This is a genomic window from Shewanella marisflavi (assembly GCF_023283925.1).
Taxonomy (GTDB): Bacteria; Pseudomonadota; Gammaproteobacteria; order Enterobacterales; family Shewanellaceae; genus Shewanella; species Shewanella marisflavi.
In genome coordinates this window covers 190,582-208,911 of sequence record NZ_JAKIKX010000002.1, presented here as the reverse complement: position 1 = coordinate 208,911, position 18,330 = coordinate 190,582, and the positions used below count along the sequence as shown (strand labels likewise).

Annotated in this window: 15 protein-coding genes; 4 read left to right on the top strand and 11 right to left on the bottom strand. The window is 44.4% G+C overall.

What is annotated here, in order from left to right; genetic code table 11:
• Nucleotides 1-3: 3 nt before the first annotated feature.
• From L2712_RS05750 to ccoN, 5 genes are all read right to left on the bottom strand, one after another.
• On the bottom strand, nucleotides 4-483 hold the full coding sequence (locus L2712_RS05750; protein ID WP_033538197.1) for a FixH family protein: 480 nt from the start codon (nucleotides 481-483) through the stop codon (nucleotides 4-6).
• 110 nt (nucleotides 484-593) lie between these two features.
• Nucleotides 594-1,562 carry a cytochrome-c oxidase, cbb3-type subunit III gene (gene ccoP, locus L2712_RS05745; RefSeq protein WP_248977395.1) on the bottom strand — a complete coding sequence of 323 codons (969 nt, stop codon included), beginning with the start codon at nucleotides 1,560-1,562 and terminating at the stop codon, nucleotides 594-596.
• Nucleotides 1,563-1,564: 2 nt separating this feature from the next.
• Nucleotides 1,565-1,732, bottom strand: coding sequence for a CcoQ/FixQ family Cbb3-type cytochrome c oxidase assembly chaperone (locus tag L2712_RS05740; RefSeq protein ID WP_033538198.1), 168 nt, complete (start codon nucleotides 1,730-1,732; stop codon nucleotides 1,565-1,567).
• 15 nt (nucleotides 1,733-1,747) lie between these two features.
• Nucleotides 1,748-2,353, bottom strand: coding sequence for a cytochrome-c oxidase, cbb3-type subunit II (gene ccoO / locus L2712_RS05735; RefSeq protein ID WP_248977167.1), 606 nt, complete (start codon nucleotides 2,351-2,353; stop codon nucleotides 1,748-1,750).
• Between the two features lie 12 nt (nucleotides 2,354-2,365).
• Nucleotides 2,366-3,793 (bottom strand): cytochrome-c oxidase, cbb3-type subunit I, encoded by a 1,428-nt coding sequence (gene ccoN, locus L2712_RS05730; RefSeq protein WP_033538200.1) that lies wholly within the window; start codon nucleotides 3,791-3,793, stop codon nucleotides 2,366-2,368.
• Between the two features lie 264 nt (nucleotides 3,794-4,057).
• Here ccoN and L2712_RS05725 point away from each other — a divergent pair, with 264 nt between their 5' ends.
• On the top strand, nucleotides 4,058-4,540 hold the full coding sequence (locus tag L2712_RS05725) for a hypothetical protein (protein ID WP_248977166.1): 483 nt from the start codon (nucleotides 4,058-4,060) through the stop codon (nucleotides 4,538-4,540).
• A gap of 54 nt (nucleotides 4,541-4,594) precedes the next feature.
• Here L2712_RS05725 and L2712_RS05720 read toward each other — a convergent pair whose 3' ends face one another.
• Nucleotides 4,595-6,166, bottom strand: a complete 1,572-nt coding sequence (locus L2712_RS05720; protein WP_088904622.1) for a DUF3369 domain-containing protein — start codon at nucleotides 6,164-6,166, stop codon at nucleotides 4,595-4,597.
• A gap of 337 nt (nucleotides 6,167-6,503) precedes the next feature.
• Between L2712_RS05720 and L2712_RS05715 the strand changes: the two genes are divergently transcribed.
• Nucleotides 6,504-7,775, top strand: coding sequence for a tyrosine-type recombinase/integrase (locus L2712_RS05715; RefSeq protein WP_283104765.1), 1,272 nt, complete (start codon nucleotides 6,504-6,506; stop codon nucleotides 7,773-7,775).
• A gap of 1,027 nt (nucleotides 7,776-8,802) precedes the next feature.
• Here L2712_RS05715 and L2712_RS05710 read toward each other — a convergent pair.
• A complete protein-coding gene (locus L2712_RS05710; protein WP_248977165.1) occupies nucleotides 8,803-9,738 on the bottom strand; it encodes a GGDEF domain-containing protein in 936 nt (311 codons plus the stop codon).
• A gap of 327 nt (nucleotides 9,739-10,065) precedes the next feature.
• On the opposite strand from L2712_RS05710, the gene L2712_RS05705 reads away from it, so the two are divergent.
• Nucleotides 10,066-12,468, top strand: coding sequence for a Lon protease family protein (locus L2712_RS05705; RefSeq protein WP_248977164.1), 2,403 nt, complete (start codon nucleotides 10,066-10,068; stop codon nucleotides 12,466-12,468).
• A 65-nt stretch (nucleotides 12,469-12,533) separates the two neighbouring features.
• Here the strand turns inward: L2712_RS05705 and L2712_RS05700 are convergent, their stop codons facing one another.
• The 4 genes from L2712_RS05700 to L2712_RS05685 form a co-directional block, all read right to left on the bottom strand.
• Nucleotides 12,534-13,454 carry a manganese-dependent inorganic pyrophosphatase gene (locus tag L2712_RS05700; RefSeq protein WP_033540499.1) on the bottom strand — a complete coding sequence of 307 codons (921 nt, stop codon included), beginning with the start codon at nucleotides 13,452-13,454 and terminating at the stop codon, nucleotides 12,534-12,536.
• Nucleotides 13,455-13,593: 139 nt separating this feature from the next.
• Nucleotides 13,594-14,160, bottom strand: coding sequence for a GNAT family N-acetyltransferase (locus tag L2712_RS05695; protein ID WP_248977163.1), 567 nt, complete (start codon nucleotides 14,158-14,160; stop codon nucleotides 13,594-13,596).
• A gap of 164 nt (nucleotides 14,161-14,324) precedes the next feature.
• Complete coding sequence (locus L2712_RS05690; protein WP_346347561.1) at nucleotides 14,325-15,365, bottom strand: porin; 1,041 nt, start codon at nucleotides 15,363-15,365, stop codon at nucleotides 14,325-14,327.
• A gap of 29 nt (nucleotides 15,366-15,394) precedes the next feature.
• Nucleotides 15,395-16,747, bottom strand: a complete 1,353-nt coding sequence (locus L2712_RS05685; protein WP_033540502.1) for an FMN-binding protein — start codon at nucleotides 16,745-16,747, stop codon at nucleotides 15,395-15,397.
• Nucleotides 16,748-16,940: 193 nt separating this feature from the next.
• On the opposite strand from L2712_RS05685, the gene L2712_RS05680 reads away from it, so the two are divergent.
• Complete coding sequence (locus L2712_RS05680; protein ID WP_248977161.1) at nucleotides 16,941-18,113, top strand: FAD:protein FMN transferase; 1,173 nt, start codon at nucleotides 16,941-16,943, stop codon at nucleotides 18,111-18,113.
• The last annotated feature ends 217 nt before the right edge of the window (nucleotides 18,114-18,330 follow it).

Here is an 18,330-nt window from a genome sequence, read left to right as displayed (position 1 = left end):
TGGCTAGTTTAACCAATATTGATTGTTATCTTTTAGCTCTAGACGTTTTTGGATGCGCCAGGACCGATCAAAACCTTCTAATCTGACTTCCCAGCTGCCTGTAATAGGCTTAGCTAGCTTAATGCGATAGACCTGAGCACCATCAGCGGTTGCAACTTGGGCGAAATCTTTCTTTTGTAGGGTAGGATGATAAAACTCGACATTAAGCGCTGCCGCATAAGGCTCGCCGCCGTGCTGGGTGAGGGTGATCTCGTCGTCACTAAGTTGTAATTCAAACTGAAGTCCCAATTGCTTGGCATGTTTGATCTTACGTAAATCCATATTAATGGCTTTGCCGTCTTTGTAATAATCTTCTGACACTAAAGAGTCTTTATTTTCGATCGCGAGAAGCATGAGGTTAACACTGGCAAACACGGCGCAAAGCGGCAAAATAATCAGAAACCAAGGCCAAAACTGTTTATACCAAGCTTGTGGTTTTTTCATGGGTACTACCTGTTATTTTTGTTGGCCATATCTTACCGTTAAATGATGTTTATGGCACTTAAAAAAAAGGCCTCGATCTGTCTCGAGGCCTTGGTGTTACTTAAATGTAATTACTTGTTTGACAAGCTATAAACATATGCTGTGATGACGTGAACTTTCTCTTCGCCCAAGACATCTTTCCAGGCTGGCATCACACCAGAACGCCCATTTTTGATGCTTTCTTGGATCACGCCACGGCTGCCACCGTATAACCAAATGTTATTCGTCAGGTTAGGGGCACCCATAAACTTGTTACCTGTGCCGTCCATGCCATGACAGGCAAAACAACCTTTCATGAATGACGCCTGACCTTGGGCCGCTAGCGCTTCGTCATGCTCCTGACCGGCAAGTTTCACTACGTATTCAGCAAGACCTTTAAGCTCGCTGTCTTCGATAGGTAAACCGCCTTTTGGAGGCATCATGCCGTGACGACCGTTCATGATAGTGGTTTTGATGGTAGCCAATTCACCGCCATATAACCAATCACCGTCAGTCAGGTTAGGGAAGCCCTTGCTACCGCGCGCGTCACTACCGTGGCACTGTGCACAGTTTTGCAGGTACAAACGACCACCTACTTTCAGAGCTTCTTCGTTTTTCACTAGCTCTTCAAGGGGCGTAGCCAAATAAGCTTCAAAAATTGGGCTGTACTTAGCGTTAGCTTTCTCAACTTCTTTATCGTATTGAACCCAACGATTCTCTTGCTTAGCCAGTTCAGTGGCAGCGGCAGAGTCAGCCTTGATACCTTGTTCGGTACCAATACTTTGGTTTGAGCTCGACCAGCCAAGGAAACCTTTAAAGTTACCTAGACCTGGATATAGCGCCAAGTAAACCACACCAAAGACGATAGTGATGTAGAACATATAACTCCACCATTTAGGCAGTGGGTTATTGATCTCTTCAATACCGTCAAAGCTGTGACCCATTGATTTGCCTTCTTCAACACCGGTAGTGTTTTTAGAGACAACAAACAGTAGGATGAAACATCCCGCGATTACCACAATTGTGAGTACGGTAATCCAAATACTCCAGAAGCTACTCATCATCACTTATGTTCTCCTGAGTCCTTGCTTTTCTCTTCATCAGAGAAAACAAGGTTAGCGGCTTCGTCAAATTGAGCCTTACGACGACCGCTATAAGCCCATGCAAAAATACCGACAAACGTCACCATGACAACAATGGTAATAATCCCTTGTACTGTGCCGTAATCCATATTCATGCCTCCAATTTATTTCAGTGCGTGACCTAGCGACTGCAGGTATGCAATTATTGCTTCCATCTCAGTTTTACCTTCAACAGCCTTCTTGGCATTGTCGATCTCTTCCTGAGTGTAAGGCACACCGAAACCGCGGAACACTTCCATCTTCTTAGCTGTGAGCGCGCCGTCGAGGACGTTGTCAGCTAGCCAAGGGAAGGCAGGCATGTTTGATTGTGGTACTACTGCACGTGGATCCAACAGGTGAACTTCATGCCACTTGTCGCTGTAGCGACCACCAACACGAGCCAAATCTGGACCGGTACGCTTAGAGCCCCATAGGAATGGGTGATCCCAAACGGATTCACCGGCAACAGAGTAGTGGCCATAACGTTCAGTTTCTGCACGCAGAGGACGGATCATCTGGCTGTGACAGCCAACACATCCTTCACGGATATAGATGTCGCGACCTTCTAGCTCCAGTGCAGTATAAGGACGTAGTCCATCAACTGGCTCTGTTGTGTCTTTTTGGAAAAGCAGGGGAGTGATCTGTACCAAACCGCCAATACTGATGGCAATCACGGTAAAGATACCCAGCAGACCGATGTTTTTCTCGACTATCTCATGATTAAATTTCATCAAATCTACTCCTTATGCTTCAGCTAGTGCTGGCAACGATTCTTTTGGTGCTTTTACTGTCTTAAACACGTTGTATGCCATTAGTAGCATACCTGTGACGAAGAACAGGCCACCTAAGAAACGGACAAAGTAGAATGGGTATGACGCTTCCAAAGCTTCAACGAAGCTGTAGGTTAAGGTTCCGTCAGAGTTTACTGCACGCCACATTAGACCTTGCATAACACCCGAAATCCACATTGAAACGATGTAGAGTACGGTACCGATTGTCGCTAACCAGAAGTGAACGTTAATCAGCTGAGTGCTGTACATACGGCCATGACCGTAAACCGCAGGAATAAGGTGGTAAAGCGAACCGATTGAAACCATAGCTACCCAGCCTAGCGCGCCTGAGTGAACGTGACCAACAGTCCAGTCGGTGTAGTGAGATAACGCGTTCACTGTCTTAATCGCCATCATTGGACCTTCAAAGGTCGACATGCCGTAGAAAGAGAGAGAAACGATAAGGAAACGCAGTACAGGGTCAGTTCTAAGCTTATGCCATGCACCAGATAGCGTCATAATACCGTTGATCATACCACCCCAAGAAGGTGCAAATAGGATCAGCGACATCACCATACCCAGTGATTGTGTCCAGTCTGGTAGCGCAGTGTAATGTAGGTGGTGCGGACCCGCCCAGATATACAGTGCAATCAATGCCCAGAAGTGAACGATAGATAGACGATAAGAATAAACAGGACGACCAGCTTGCTTAGGCACGAAATAGTACATCATACCAAGGAAACCAGCTGTCAACAGGAAGCCAACGGCGTTGTGGCCATACCACCATTGCACCATGGCATCGACGGCGCCAGAGTATAATGAGTATGACTTGAACAGGCTGACAGGTACTGCCATAGAGTTAACGATATGCAGTACAGCTACCGTGATGATAAAGGCACCAAAGAACCAGTTTGCCACATAGATGTGCGACGTGGTTCGCTTAACGATTGTGCCAAAGAACACAACGGCATAGGCAACCCATACTATGGTAATAGCGATATCGATAGGCCATTCCAATTCGGCGTATTCTTTACTGCTGGTTAAACCAAGCGGCAGAGTAATAACGGCTGAAAGAATAATGGCTTGCCATCCCCAGAATGTAAATGCAGCTAGCTTAGGTGCAAATAGGCGGGTTTGGCAGGTACGCTGGACGATATAATAGGATGTTGCAAATAACGCTGAAGTACCAAACGCGAAAATCACGGCATTGGTGTGCAGAGGTCTTAGACGACTGTACGTGAGCCAGGGAGTTTCGAAGTTAAGTTGTGGCCAGATTAACTGGGCCGCGATCAATACACCTACCGTCATACCAATAATGCCCCACAATACTGTGGTAAGGGCAAATTGGCGGACAACAGTGTAATTGTAATCAGCGCCTTGAGGCTGGGAATGGTTCATCATATTGCTTCCACTGCTTATTACTTATACTTATTGTTTGAGTAAAGTGGCACTTTACCCGGTAAAATGACATCAAAGGCTTGTTTCCCTACGAAACAAACATGACTGTGTCAATGTGTTACACAACATTAACGCAAATTAATGCCGAGTAACGCAATGATACTTGAGCAATATCAAAAAAGATAGGAATTATGCGGCATCCATTATTGATCCAGATCAAACTACCTGGATAGAATGTAAACACTATGATTCAAAAGGTTAATAATTGTGCTATCAAAATGGCGTTCCCCTGATTTATGGCGTTTAGCCGGACTTATTGTTACTTTGCTGCTTTGTGGTTGCGAACCATCAGAAAAACAATTACCAAAGCTTGACCAAAACGCTACCCAAACTCCCTTTGAAATTGACCAGACACTATGCGACTTTAATCAAAAGACCTGCGACAGAGAGCTAAGCGGACAGCGGATCTCATTGGCTATTTCGCCAGAAAACACTCCTAGTGAAAAGCCCTTGCAGGTGACCTTAACCAGCAGTGTCGCTTTAGAAGAGTTATCGGTAAGGGTAGAAGGAAGAGACATGTTTATGGGGGTTATCCCTGTTAAGTTAAGCCAAACAGGTAAAAACACCTATCAAGGTCCGCTAATATACGGTTCATGCAGCAGTGATTATATGGTGTGGCGACTTATCGCTAGCTTTAAAATCCAAGGTGAAGCCAAGGTGGTTATGTTTGATTTTTTAGCCGATAGCTAAGTAGAGGCCACTGACACCCGCTTTTAACGCAGTCTATCAGTGGCCAAGGTATACTTAGTTTTTATCACTCAGTGCCAGCCTAACCTTATTAAATATTTCAATATTATCGATAAAGAGATGCGCTAACTTGGGGTCAAAATGACTGCCAGCGTTGCGAGCGATCTCTTCAATCACCTCTTCGATTGGCCAAGCAGGCTTATAACAGCGCTCATGAGACAGGGCATCGAAAACATCGGCAATGGCCACGATTCGTGCAAAGATATGAATTTCTTCTCCTTTTAAGCCTGAAGGATAGCCACTTCCGTCGTATTTTTCATGATGCTGTAATGCAATTATCGCTGCGGCATTTAGGATTGGACGTTCTGACTTACCGAGAATTTGGTGTCCAATAGCTGGGTGTTGGCGCATGATCTCCCACTCTTCAGGCGTTAGTTTTCCAGGCTTTAGTAGCACTGAGTCTGGCGTGGCAATTTTACCTATGTCATGCATAGGGGAGGCGTGCTTTAGCAGCCCCGCCTGCTGCTCGTCCAGTCCTGCCAGCTTTGCCAGTTGATAGCAATATTCGGCCATCCGCTTGACATGGTTTGCGGCTTCCTTTGAACGGCTCTCAACGACATCACCCAGCCTAAAAATAAGCTCAGATTGGGTGTCTTCCAACTCCTTATTGAGTAACAGGTTCTCAAACGCAACCCCCACATTAATGGCAAAGATATCGATAAGCTTTTTATCAAGGTCGCCAATGGCGTGAATATTGTCCATGTAGAGCAAGTTGATCCAGCCGCTTTTTGCAGGAAAATAGCCCACGAAAAGATTATCTTCATATAAGCAGGTTTGCTCTTTTAACGCACGCTTTAACAGCTTTTCAATGGGTTCTGGAATCACTTGTTCATGGTGTGCGGCAAACTGTCCAGTGCCCGCCAGTATGTGCAATTTGTCAGGGCTAAGATCCTGGCTCATGGCGTCGATAGCATTACAGGTCAGCAGTAAGGTTTCGTTGTTAAGGTTGAGTAGGTTGGCGACTTGCGTTAATAGCCCATCGGCAAAGTGATGTAAGGTGCGCAGCTCAAACAGGCCGGAGGTTGCTTTAAGTACACGCTCAAGTCCTTCCCGGTAGCGGATTTGAGCCATCTTCGCAGCTTCAATCTCCATGATATCCCGATAACTTCTCAGTGCGGAATAGACGCTGGTAATAAGCTTGCGCGAATCAAGTTCTGCCTTTGCTTTATAGTCATTGATATCGTAATTAACGATCACATCTTCTTCTGGAGCTTGACCGGGCTGCCCTGTGCGAAGGATAAGCCGGATGTTCTTGTTTTTATTTTCTTCCCTAATCCATTTAACCAACTCGAGGCCGGCGTGATCGCTTTCCATGACGACATCAATGAAAGCCATGGCGACGTCCTGCTCTTCTAGTAGAATGCGTTTTGCTTCTTCACCGCTATAGGCGTTGATGAATTCGATGCCACGGTGATCGAGTTTAAATCGTGACAAAGCGAGTTTAGTGACGGTATGAACATCGGGCTCGTCATCGACTATCAGTATGCGCCAGGCCGGTCCAGATTCTGCTTCGATTGATTTCTTTTTACCAGAAAACAGTGGACTCTTTTTTGCCATATCAATCAGCATCCGTTTCCCTCATTGGTTAACTCACTTGATCTTAGTTATTAGTGTAGTAACTGGTGCTACATTTGGCTGGGAAACTAGATAAAATTACAGAACAATTTAGGTATTTAGTAATTTTTTACTCACTTGGAGGTATTTCATTATCATAAGTGGTTATAGCGTCCATTAGACGCTTCAATAGGAGAGAAAATGGTCTTTGATGCTAGATTAGATATTGGCTTATAGCTTGCGCCAGTCATAGAGCACAAATATATCATCCGCTTTTTTCTTTATAATTGTTATAGTTAGACCTGACTAACTTTTCTTACATCGCTTTGTCGTTTCACAGGAGTATATCCGATTGCAGACTTTGCCTCTTTTTGAGTCCAGTGAGTATATCGATGCTGGCAACCCCATTATCAATCAGCATATTACGGCGTTAGCCATGGGTGGTATAGAAGATGCGGCCTTAGTCTACGAATTAGCGAGTGATCTGCTTTTTGCTCAGCGAGATAATGAAAACAGTTACAAGAGTTTTCGAAGTGAAATAACCAGCTTTTTGCATTGGTGCTTCGACGTGTGCCAGGTTTCACCCGCGAACGTGACTCGTCGAGATATGGATAGGTTTGTGGCCTACTGCCAATCACCGCCAACGGCATTGATAGGTTACTTTAATGTCGCTCAGTTCAAATTTGATAAGTTAACTCAGACCCGAATCCCTAACCCCAATTGGCGACCCTTTGTCGGTAAGAAAAACCAACCTTATCAATTAAGTGACAATGCTTTAAAAACCAAGATGGCTATATTGTCATCCTTTTACGGCTTTCTTATGGCTGAAGATTATTGCGAACGTAATCCTGCGCAAGCCTGGATGAATCACTCCAAGTTTGCGCACAAACACAAATTTCAACTGAGCGAAGAGGAGGGCGGTGGACTCGCGTTTTCTGAGTTGCAGTGGTCCTACGTTATCTCTACGGTTGAAAAACTGGCTAAGCAAAACCCAGAAATGCACCAACGGAGTTTATTCCTTATTAAGCTTATTTACGGATGCTACTTAAGGGTTTCCGATGTCAGTGCGCGAGCGGGTTACAGTCCCATCATGGGGCAGTTTAAGCAGCATCAGCAGACGGGGATTTGGCATTTCCATATACCAAAGAGTAAAGGGGGCAAGGCGCGTCAAATACCCTTGTCAAATGAGCTATTGGCTGCGTTAAAAGCGTATCGAGCTTATTTAGGGTTGACTCAGTTGCCGACTTATCAAGAACAAACCCCTGTCTTTATAAGACACAGGGCAGCCGGTCGTGGCCGAGACGCTGGTTTGGTCACTGCAAACCTGGGGATCCGACAGGTGAGAGAAGAGGTTCAGCATCTCATTGAACAGGCCGCCAATAGCGCAGAAAATGATGGATTAATCCAAGATGCTGAATCCATGCGCCAATTGACCGTTCACAATATCCGCCATACGGGGATAACTCATGATATCAATCTGAATCGAAGGCCTTTATCTCATGTTCAGGCTGATGCGGGGCACGAGAGTATTGACACAACGTCACAATATTTACATACCTCGCAAGCCGAAAGGCATCAAAGTGCTGCGAATAAACCTATGGACAGATTGGCTGGGATTGATTGACCAAAATAATGAAAAGAAGTAACGGCACAAAATAACGATGACCGGGTGTCATTATTTTAAATCAAGTAATGCCGATAAGTCTCATTATCGGCATTTCAATAAAATCCGAGTTTATGTGCATCTAGCACTAATCTATTAGCATTGCTTTACCTGCTGGTTCAACGTGATCAAGGTTAGGTGCCCAAGGTTACGTGCCAGATTTGAATCATGCAGTCCGCCATTTTATGTATCGCCAGTAATAGTGCTCGCAACAAATCGCTTATGAGGGTGGTTACTTTTATCTGTTCGAGCGCGCTTAACCTTGCCACTGAGTTTACCTATGCATTGCGTTTACCTTTGATAAATCTTGGCATTACCGCTAAGGATTGGCGCGCAAAATTCAATGCTTTCCGATATTCATTGCTCTCAGGATTTGCACAAAATTCTTGTTTTACAGCGGTTCGCACTAAAACAGTGTTAATCATGAAATGTTGTTTGGCTCCAACATAAAGGCCATGCTAAGCGTTAGATAAAACGGTTTTTACTGGCATCTAAAATAATCCTTCATATATAGCGCGTCGCTACGTGCATGAAATTATATCTCTAGGGGGATTACCACTCAGATTTTACGTAGCAACGCGTGTCAGAATCACAAAATGTTCAAATAAGTTCGTGGCTTAGGTTGGCTGGTTAACGATATTCAATGAAATGATAGTTCGCTATAGGGATTAATAGCGGTTCGTTGTCATGGGCCTTATCAACAAAAGCGTCGAGAAATAAGATTAAATGAGCTACTCAACAAAAAATGGTAAATAGCTGTAGACGATCTCTAGTGAGACCGATACTCGATATTGAAGATAGTCGCTGTATGCCGTTACTATTTTTGCAGCTGCCAAACGATAAGCATTAAAAGTTTGTGTACTCACTGATAAGGTATGATTTACCCGATAGAGGCTGTTACAGCTTCTATTGTATCTATTTAGGAATCTCCTCACACAGTAATGCGCACAATGTATATTATGTTAAATGCGATATGTGGGAGCAATTACTACCAACTGACATTGTCACGCCCCGCGTCTTTGGCTCTATATAAGGCAGTGTCTGCGTCATGTAACATCTGGTTTAGGTGCTTGCCTGGCGTGAAGATACTTAGCCCACAGCTAAAAGTAATTTCCAGCACATCATCGCCTACCTGAAAACGATTTTGTCTTATGGCATCACAATAAGCCTGCGCATGGTTATAGAGATAAGTCTCAAAGGATTGCTCTGCACCACAAGGTCGATTAACCAGAACGACAAACTCCTCACCACCCCAGCGCATCAATACATCCTGCGGATCTTGCTGCTGTTTCAAAATGGTGGCGATGTGACGCAGTGCTTCGTCGCCCGTCATATGACCATAGGTATCGTTAATCTGCTTAAAGAAATCGATATCGATAAGAATGATCCCCAGTTCTCCCTGTTGTTGGCTACAGGCATGATGCAGGCGCTCGCCTATGGCAATGCCTTCACGGCGGTTATAAAACTGGGTTAAATCATCATAAATGGCATGGTGTGTTAACTGGGCTTCGAGTGCCTTCTGCTCAGTAATATCGAAAATAACGCCGATCAGCCCGGCAACTTTGCCCTGATTGTCGTTAAAACTTGTCTTATGAAAACGAACATAAACCGCATCGCCTTCTCGAGTTTTAATCTCTTTCTCATAGATTTGTACACCAGGCTTATCAAATAATGCCTGATCGGCCCGCTGGTAAACGTCAGCTAAATCGGCATCAAAGAGTTCATAGACGCTCTTACCGATCAGTTCTTCTCTCGTGAGCTTGATAAATGATTCAAATGCACTGTTACAACCCAGATAAACCCCCTCTATATCTTTATAAAAGATGGGCACAGGCAAGGTGTCCAGTGTAAGTTGAAGTAGGTAACTATCATTAGCCAACCACTGGAGTAGATCAGGATTTAGATTAGGAACGTCATGGGGCATATATCAGGATCTCTTATTATTTAAACTTCACGGTCCCTGTGTATAACAAAGAGTATAGTTGGCTTAGCAACATGCGCTATCTTATCAACTTATTGGCGATGTGCGAGTCAAAAGAATCTACTTGAGCCTTAACCTTACATGCAAATTTGTCATATTGAATGAAACGGATTTGAAAAATGAATCGCTGGAACGGCTGCATTGGTTACATATTGAGCGAACAACTCATTAGATGCGCTAAATCTTTCATTCAACATAAAAAATGATTGTAAATTAAAAAATGAGCTGCCTACACTGAGCTTAATATTTGTCATATGAGGGCTCTCGCCTATGTCTATCTCTCCTCTTGCCAGTGACAAGCTATACCGATTTTCGACACTTGCTCTACTCGATCCCAATATTAAATCTACCAAACAGTTAACACCACTTAACGAAATCGTAGGCCAAGAGCGCGCGCAGCAAGCCGTTGAGTTCGCCATGTCGATGAAAGATAAAGGCTATAACATTTATGCCATAGGTCGTAATGGCTTAGGTAAACGAACTATGGTGATGCGTTATCTTGATAGATACGATCCCAATGGCCATCATCAGCTCTTCGATTGGTGCTATGTGGTTAATTTCGATGATGCCCGGACCCCAAAGGTGCTGAAGTTGCCTCGAGGTAAGGCACAAGGTTTTAAAGCCGATATCGAGCAGCTTATGAAGCGGTTGGTAAAGGCCCTCCCCCTAGCTTTCGACAATGAGCTTTACTATTCCCGCGCTGAAAAACTAAAAGCGCAGCTGGCTGACAAACAAGAATCAGCACTGACGCAAATCACCAAAGAAGCCGCCTCGAAGCAAATTAGTCTGTCCATTAATGCTCAAGGCAGCTATGAGTTGGTCGCGATGAATGGTGAAGAACCTCACACTGAAGAGAGTTTTGCCGCCCTTAGCGAAAAAGAGCAAGCTAAGCTCGAGAAGAATATAGGTAGTCTCGAATCCAAGCTACGCGAAGTGGTACGCAAGTTTACTGCTTGGGAGGAAAGCTATTCAGACAAACAACAAAAGCATGACGAAGAAGTTGCCCAGGAGGTATTACAACATCTGCTTGAGCCCTTAAAGGAGCGCTACACAGATATAGTAGAGGTTAAGAGCCATCTCAATGATATGCATAAAGATATTATTGATAATTTGGATATTTTTCTAGAGCAGAATGATGAGCAGATCGCCCTCTCCTACGCCTCACTAGAAAAGAAGATGCCGCGGCGTTACCAAGTCAATGTGTTGGTTAATCATGGCGATATCCCGATGCCGATCGTCATTGAAGAGAGCCCAAACTACCATAACATCTTCGGATATATTGAAAACGCGACCTATAAAGGTACTATCTTCTCTGATTTCTCTCTCATTCGTCCCGGCAGCCTACATAAGGCCAATGGTGGTGTCTTGATGATAGATGCCATTAAAGTGTTAGAACAGCCCTATGTTTGGGATGGCTTGAAACGCGCTCTGCGCTCAAGAAAGCTCAGCCTCAGTTCGCTAGAACGTGAAGTCACCCTTTCAGGTACCATTTCGCTTGACCCCGAAGCGATCCCCTTGGACGTTAAGATTATTCTGTTTGGTGACTATCAAACCTATCAACTGCTTCAACATTATGACTCCGAATTTAAAGAGCTATTTAGAGTCACCGCAGACTTTGAAGATGAAATGCCGCGCACTGATGCGTCCGAAGTTCAGTATGCAAAATTTATTTCGAGCATAGTTCAGGGCAATAATATGTTGCACTGTGACCGCACCGCTATTAAACGCATCATAGAGTTCAGTGCACGTCAGGCCGATGCACAAAACAAATTGTCACTGCACTCAGCCGACATTGCTAATTTGCTGCGAGAGTCAAATTATGTGGCGAAATCCAGTAATGCCAATATGATCCGGGCCAGCCATGTTGACCAGGCACTGCATAACCATGAATTGAGAGTGTGCAGGCTAAGGGATCATGTGATGCAAAGTTTTATCAACGGTACGACACTTATCGACACCCAACACAGTGTTATTGGCCAGATAAACGCCTTGTCTGTGGTTGCCACATCGGATCACCAGTTTGGCGCGCCAAGCCGGATCACGGCAAGCGTTTCTTTGGGTGAAGGTGCCGTATTTGATATAGAACGTAAGGTAGAGCTCGGCGGACAGATCCACTCTAAAGGGGTGATGATTTTAACCGCATATCTAGCGTCTATTTTTGGACAAACAGATAAAATCCCACTGACGACCCACCTCACCTTCGAGCAAAACTATTCAGGCGTTGATGGCGACAGTGCCTCTATGGCTGAGCTATGCGCCATTGTGTCTGCTTTTGCCAAGGTGCCACTGCGCCAAGATGTGGCAATCACTGGCTCCATGAACCAATTTGGTCAGGCGCAGCCTATTGGTGGCGTAAATGAAAAAATCGAAGGCTTCTTCGATGTGTGTAAAATAAAGGGCCGCCATAAAGGACAAGGGGTCATCATTCCCCACACCAACGTGCAAAACTTGATGCTGCGTGCGGATATTGTTGACGCGGTTACTAAGGGTGAGTTTTCTATCTGGGCTATCGAGCATGTCGATCAGGCTGTAGAGATCTTAACGGGTCTGCCGGCTGGCGAGCGAGACTTTGAGTTTGAGGATTACCCGAAAGATACCTTATACGCCAAAGCTGATGATAGGTTACAAAAGCTGAGAGACCATATTAGGCTACGTGATAAAAAGCCGGGTTAATATTAAGCGCGGAAATCGTACGTAAGGGATAAAAAAGCCGGTGAATCACCGGCTTTTTTATAGCATTAAGCGAAAGCGTCTTGCAGTGGTGGCACCACCTGCTTCTTACGACTTAACACTCCATCTAGCCAAACGCGGCCATTCTCACTGGCTTTACCGTAAGCACGCTCAGTAAGATCGGCATCGTCTGAAACCACAAGTACTTCAGAGCCTTCTTTCATGATATCTGTCAGCAGCAATAGAACGCTGTGACGATTACCTTCTGCCTTAAGCGCGGCGATATCGGCTTCAAGTTCTGCCTTGACGCTGTCAAAAACAGACAGGTCAATCACCTCAAGCTGACCGATGCCAACAAGGTTTCCGTTCATGTTGAAGTCTTTAAAGTCGCGCATCACAAGATCACGTGCAGGCGTGCCTTCAACGGCCGACTTAACCTTGAACATCTCCATTCCCAGCGCTTTGTAATCTTCGATTCCGGCAATTTCTGCTAAGGCTTCGACACACTTGATATCGGCTGTGGTGCAAGTAGGAGACTTAAAGATAACCGTATCACTTAAGATGGCGCACATCATGATACCGGCGATATCTTTCGGGATCTCGACGTTATAGAAATCGTACATCATCTTGATAACTGTGTTACTGCAACCTACTGGACGGATCCAACACTCAAGAGGTGTAGAGGTGGTTAAATCGCCCAGCTTGTGGTGATCGACGATACCGACAATAGTGGCTTGTGCAATATCATCTGGTGCCTGAGTCAGCTCAGAGTGGTCAACGATATAAACCTGCTCTCCGGCGTAGTGCTCTTTATATAGCGGTGCTTCGAAACCAAAGCGATCCAGGATAAAGGCGGTTTCAGGTGAAGGCTCACCAAGTCTTGCGGCAATTGCTTCTTCACCGATCTGGTTTTTTAGATAAGCCAGCGCAATCGCACCACAAATTGAATCTGAATCAGGGATCTTATGTCCCACAACGTACATTGGCATAGTTAACTCTCACATTAAATTTTGCGGCATTTTACCAAAATGAAAATCAATTTACATTACTCCCCTGCCTTTAATTAATTAGACGCTCGTCTAATACGGCGGTTCATACTATTTCTCATCCCATTTAAGGCACAGTTTTTTAGGCTGGCATACGATATAGGACCACCTCAACCTCACCGTCAGGCGTCTCGACCCTATCGTTTTTAATATATTCCATACCAAGCTTGGTCATGATGTTTATCGAACCGCTGTTAGCAGGATCGGCGATAGCGCTAAAATGGCTGATAGGCTGACCGATGACCGAGGCTTGTTCAACCAGTGCCTGACACACGGCTTTCGCTGCCTCGGTTGCATACCCCTTGCCCCAGGCAGACTGCATAAAGCGCCAACCGATCTCAAGATCGTTTGTTTTGGGACTGTCGCTATAAAAATCCATGGGTCTTACTAAAATCCAACCAATAAAGCAGTCGTTAGGCGCTAATTGGCCATCAAGGGTAAAGACTTTCCATAGCCCCCAACCAGTGTCGTTATTTGTGAAGCCATGGATTCGGGGCATAAAATAATCTTGAATTTCTGCCATGGTCGATGGCTTGCCGCCGCTAATATAACGCATCACCTCAGGGTCTCGGTTAAGATCAAACAGTAACTGTGCATCTTCTTGCGTGACTAGCTCAAAGCGCAAACGCTTGCTGTTTTCAATGTGCATAGGACTCCTTGTTATTATTAGTGCTTTTCATTTTAGTCAGCGGGTTATGATAGCCACTTTTGATAAACACCAGCAAGGACACTGAGCAATGAAGGTACAACAAACGAGAGGGAGCGATAATGGCGCTTCCATGCGCCGGGGGAGAATTTTAGATGGTGGTAAAACTAGAAGTCGTAACGTAAACCTAAGCTCACAACCGTGTCATCAAAGTCTTCGTATTGCTTCACATCAAATTGACCTATCTCTGTATGGATACGAGCAGAGGCAGATAAACGGTACTCAGCACCAACTGCCCATTGAGACACTTCAGGTACGACAGCTGTTGACTCACCCAGTGCACTATATACGCGACCCGCAATTTTACCTGTACCCGAATCATCGCTACCATATTGAGCCTTCAACAATAGTTGTTCAATCTGATAGGTTGCGCTTACGATATAACCGACGCCATCACGCTCTTGATAATGTGTTTTAGTTGGATTAACAAGTTCAGTTTGTTGAATAATGGTGCCTAGCTTTAATTTATTGAGCTTAACATGACCCACTAAACGGGTTGCTTTAATGTCTTCGATACCGTCTGAATAGGCGACGCCCAAGTAAAAGTTACTGGTTTTAAAGAACTTATCTGCATAGGTCACCGCAATTTGATAGTTACCGTTATCTTTACGCAGATCAGAGTCGTTAAAGTAATTGTCTTCCATCAGGTAGCTAACACCTAATTGCAGCTTGTTCCACTTAGGACTCTTGTATTCTAACGAGTCACCGTGGCGCTTATCACCAGGCATTAGCCGATCATGCTTTAGACTATAGTTGTCAAACGCATCGGCAAAACCTTTACTCATTTTAAACACAGGATCGATGCGACCAATTGCTAACTGCCCCGCCTTAGGATGTTTAAAGCCAATAAAAGTCGGACGGGCAGAAAAAGGGTTGTTACCTTTATCTTGGGATGCACCATTCACCCCAACTTCAACTTTGTAAAATAGTGACCAGTCTGCGACCAGCGCAGTCTGTCCTTTAATCCCTATACGGCTGAAGTTATTTTCAAGAATAGTACCGTTTTTACCGGTATGAGTCGCACTACCACTATCGGAATGAGTCACCGAGTAATCGAGTCGGCCATAAAAATCGACAAGTTCTGCGGCTATGACCTGAGGGGCGACAAACAGGCTAGTGGCTAACAATGTTAATGTGAAAGTTTTCATGATCATCATCTCTTTTGGACTAAGTGTTGTTATTTAGATGCAGGATGCTTATGCTCGGCTATCACACCATCTAGACGCATCTTGTTATAAAGTTTTTCCGCTTGATCTAGATAGAGATCCCAAGAGCTAGAACGTTTAGTAAAACCGGTGGCGGCGTAGTTACCTGTATCACCGGTTGCTGGCAAGTCATTGATATCGAACAGTGAGCCGCCAGCCTGCAGATGCGTGTTAAGGGCATCGATCATCACGTTGAAACCTATGCGCGCCGGCTCTGAATAGTTAATTGAGTCATACTTGGATTGGCGATAGAATTTTTTCAGCGAAGCATCCTGTATCTGAGCCTTTTCATCGGCAAAGATCTCGTCAAAATGCGCTTTAACAATCTGCTTGGAAGCTGGATCTACCACTAGGCGTAACATGGCTGTGACGCCAGTCCACTGCCCCTTTTCATCAAGCACTTTCTCGGCCAACTGATAAAACTTAAGAGTGCTGCCTTCACCTTGAATACGATGATGGATCTTTGCCGTTAGCGGGATCATAGATTGTTGAATACTGTTAGAAGCACCAGCAACAATATCTATGCCTAAGTATCTGAGTCGATTAGGTTCCTTTAACTTATTGGCCAACTTGGGATCATGATTAGGGTTTGGCTCAAAGGTCAATTTATTCTGCTCAACCATGAGTTTTTCCATGGTTAATGCAGACTGTACCCATGCCGTTCCCTTCTTCTTGCCCATGGTGAAGTTATACTCAGACATGCGTTTAGGTACGTCTTGATACAGGCGGGTATAGTAATTTGGACGACCGCTTTCATTAAATTCAGCCAAGATCACATCATCTTTATCCTGGCTATTGGTCACTATGGTCATACTGCCCATGTGGCCCTGTCTGAATCGTGCCTCCTCGTAATAATAGTCACCAACGAGCAAGCCCAATTTGGGTTGTATCGACCACTTTAGTTTAAAGTCGTCGCCGCCTTGCTCCTCTTTTGAACCCACAGTAACGTACTTAGGTTGAATGCCACTGCTGCGCGGTAAGTCGTTAACAGCTCTTAAGATACCGTTAGAAGAATAGGTTGCGCCGGACACGGCATCTATACCTTCATGACCATTGTTTTTAACGATCTTAGGAAGCAGGCGTTCAGCATTAAGATAAAGTGACTCGGTTTCTTTGTGGGACTTAGTTTTGATATCGACTATCTCACCGTGTTCCACTTTTACCTCTAAAACAATCTGGCTTTTCTTTCCTTTTGCCTGTACCTGATGAACACCATCAACATACTTCCCCTGAGTGGCTTGTGAGGCGCACCCTAGGGCTGATAGTGTTGCCAAACCAATAGTTGAAACAATAAGACTTTTTTTAAACTTCTTGGACATTGCCATTTTATTATTACCTGTACTGCTTAAAGTTATTTATCAGGGTAAGCCTTAAATAATTGGCGGCAACTGCGGAAAACCGCAGTTTAAGACAGCAAAGTTAATAACTTTGAACCAGGTAACAAAATAACGCAGTTGTTTTTTAATAAAACTCACCTCATGCTAATAATCAGTCATCGCACACTCATTATTTTGACGAATGAAAAATATAATTTTGTTAATTAATTTCGTTATAACCATACTTTGCTCAGCAATGGGTTATACAGCTGAAATAGACGGAACTGCCGTTGTTTTAGCCAAAGAAAAATATTCGCCACAGGTATTGGAAAAGTTTTATCAATGCCATGGTAATGCACTCATTGATATGGAAGAAGATCGCGCCACACTAACGACGTTGAACTATTTTGGTACCTCCATCAGTGTTACCCTCTACCAAGCCGCCACAGAGCTTACCAAGGCCACACTGTGCAACGCCTTATCCGTCATACAGGACTATCACTATTTGGCATCCAATTATGCTACCTACCCCCATGTAACCAACATAAAGACTATAAATGAATCTCCTACGGCCACCCACCACATTGACGCTCAACTCGTTGATTTAATAGCGACCTCCATTGAGTGGCATCGCAAGAGTCAGGGCTATTTTAATGTCGCTCTATCGCCCGTTATCGATCTTTGGCGAGAGAAACGTTTTAAGTGCCTGAAAAGCCCTGATGCGTGCGAACTGCCGAGCGAGAAGTCTTTGAAAAATGCTGCGCAATTTATCGATATCAATAACATCACCTTAGACAAGCAGGCCAACACTGTTACGCTGGCAGCGGGGATGAGCATAGATCTTGGTGGTATTGCCAAAGGTTGGATGGTAGAAAAACTCTTTGATCAGCTGAGGCGTGACGGCGCGACTCGATTCGTGATCAATGCAGGTGGCAACATTCGACACTACGGACAACATCCCAGCGGTCGCGACTTTATCACGGCCATCGAAGACCCTGTATGCAAACAGAGTGAATTTACCCTACAAAAATGCCAAACCCAGCAAGGGCGCTACCATGAAATAATCAGTGGCCAGAATCTCACCGTGGTAAGTAGCGGTAACTATTTGAGATATTTCGAGGTTAATGGTAAGCAGTATCATCACATTATTGATCCCAATACCCTTTATCCAGAAAAAGAAGGTGTTGCGGTGACTGTCATACTATCGAGCGAACATATATATGCCGATGTTATTTCTACCATGTTGTTTCTAATGCCGATTGAGCAAGGTTTAAAATATGTCAATAGCCAACCCTGGATTGAGGCAGTTTGGTATTTAAATAAAGAAGGCGACAAAATAACCTCATCTGACTTTAATAAATATAAACTTGAATAAGATCAAAATAAAAAGCAAGGTTTATATTATTAAATAGCTATAGTGGTTTTCCGCAAACTTATAGCTGTTGTGAACAAGATCACCATAGAAGCTCAATAGATTAAAACATTGCAAAATAATCAGTCATAATTAGCCTATTGTTTCGCATCTAGATAAGCCTATGAAATACCCGTGGTCATATAGCAGCATTTTCAACGATACTCAAAGTCGCCATGGG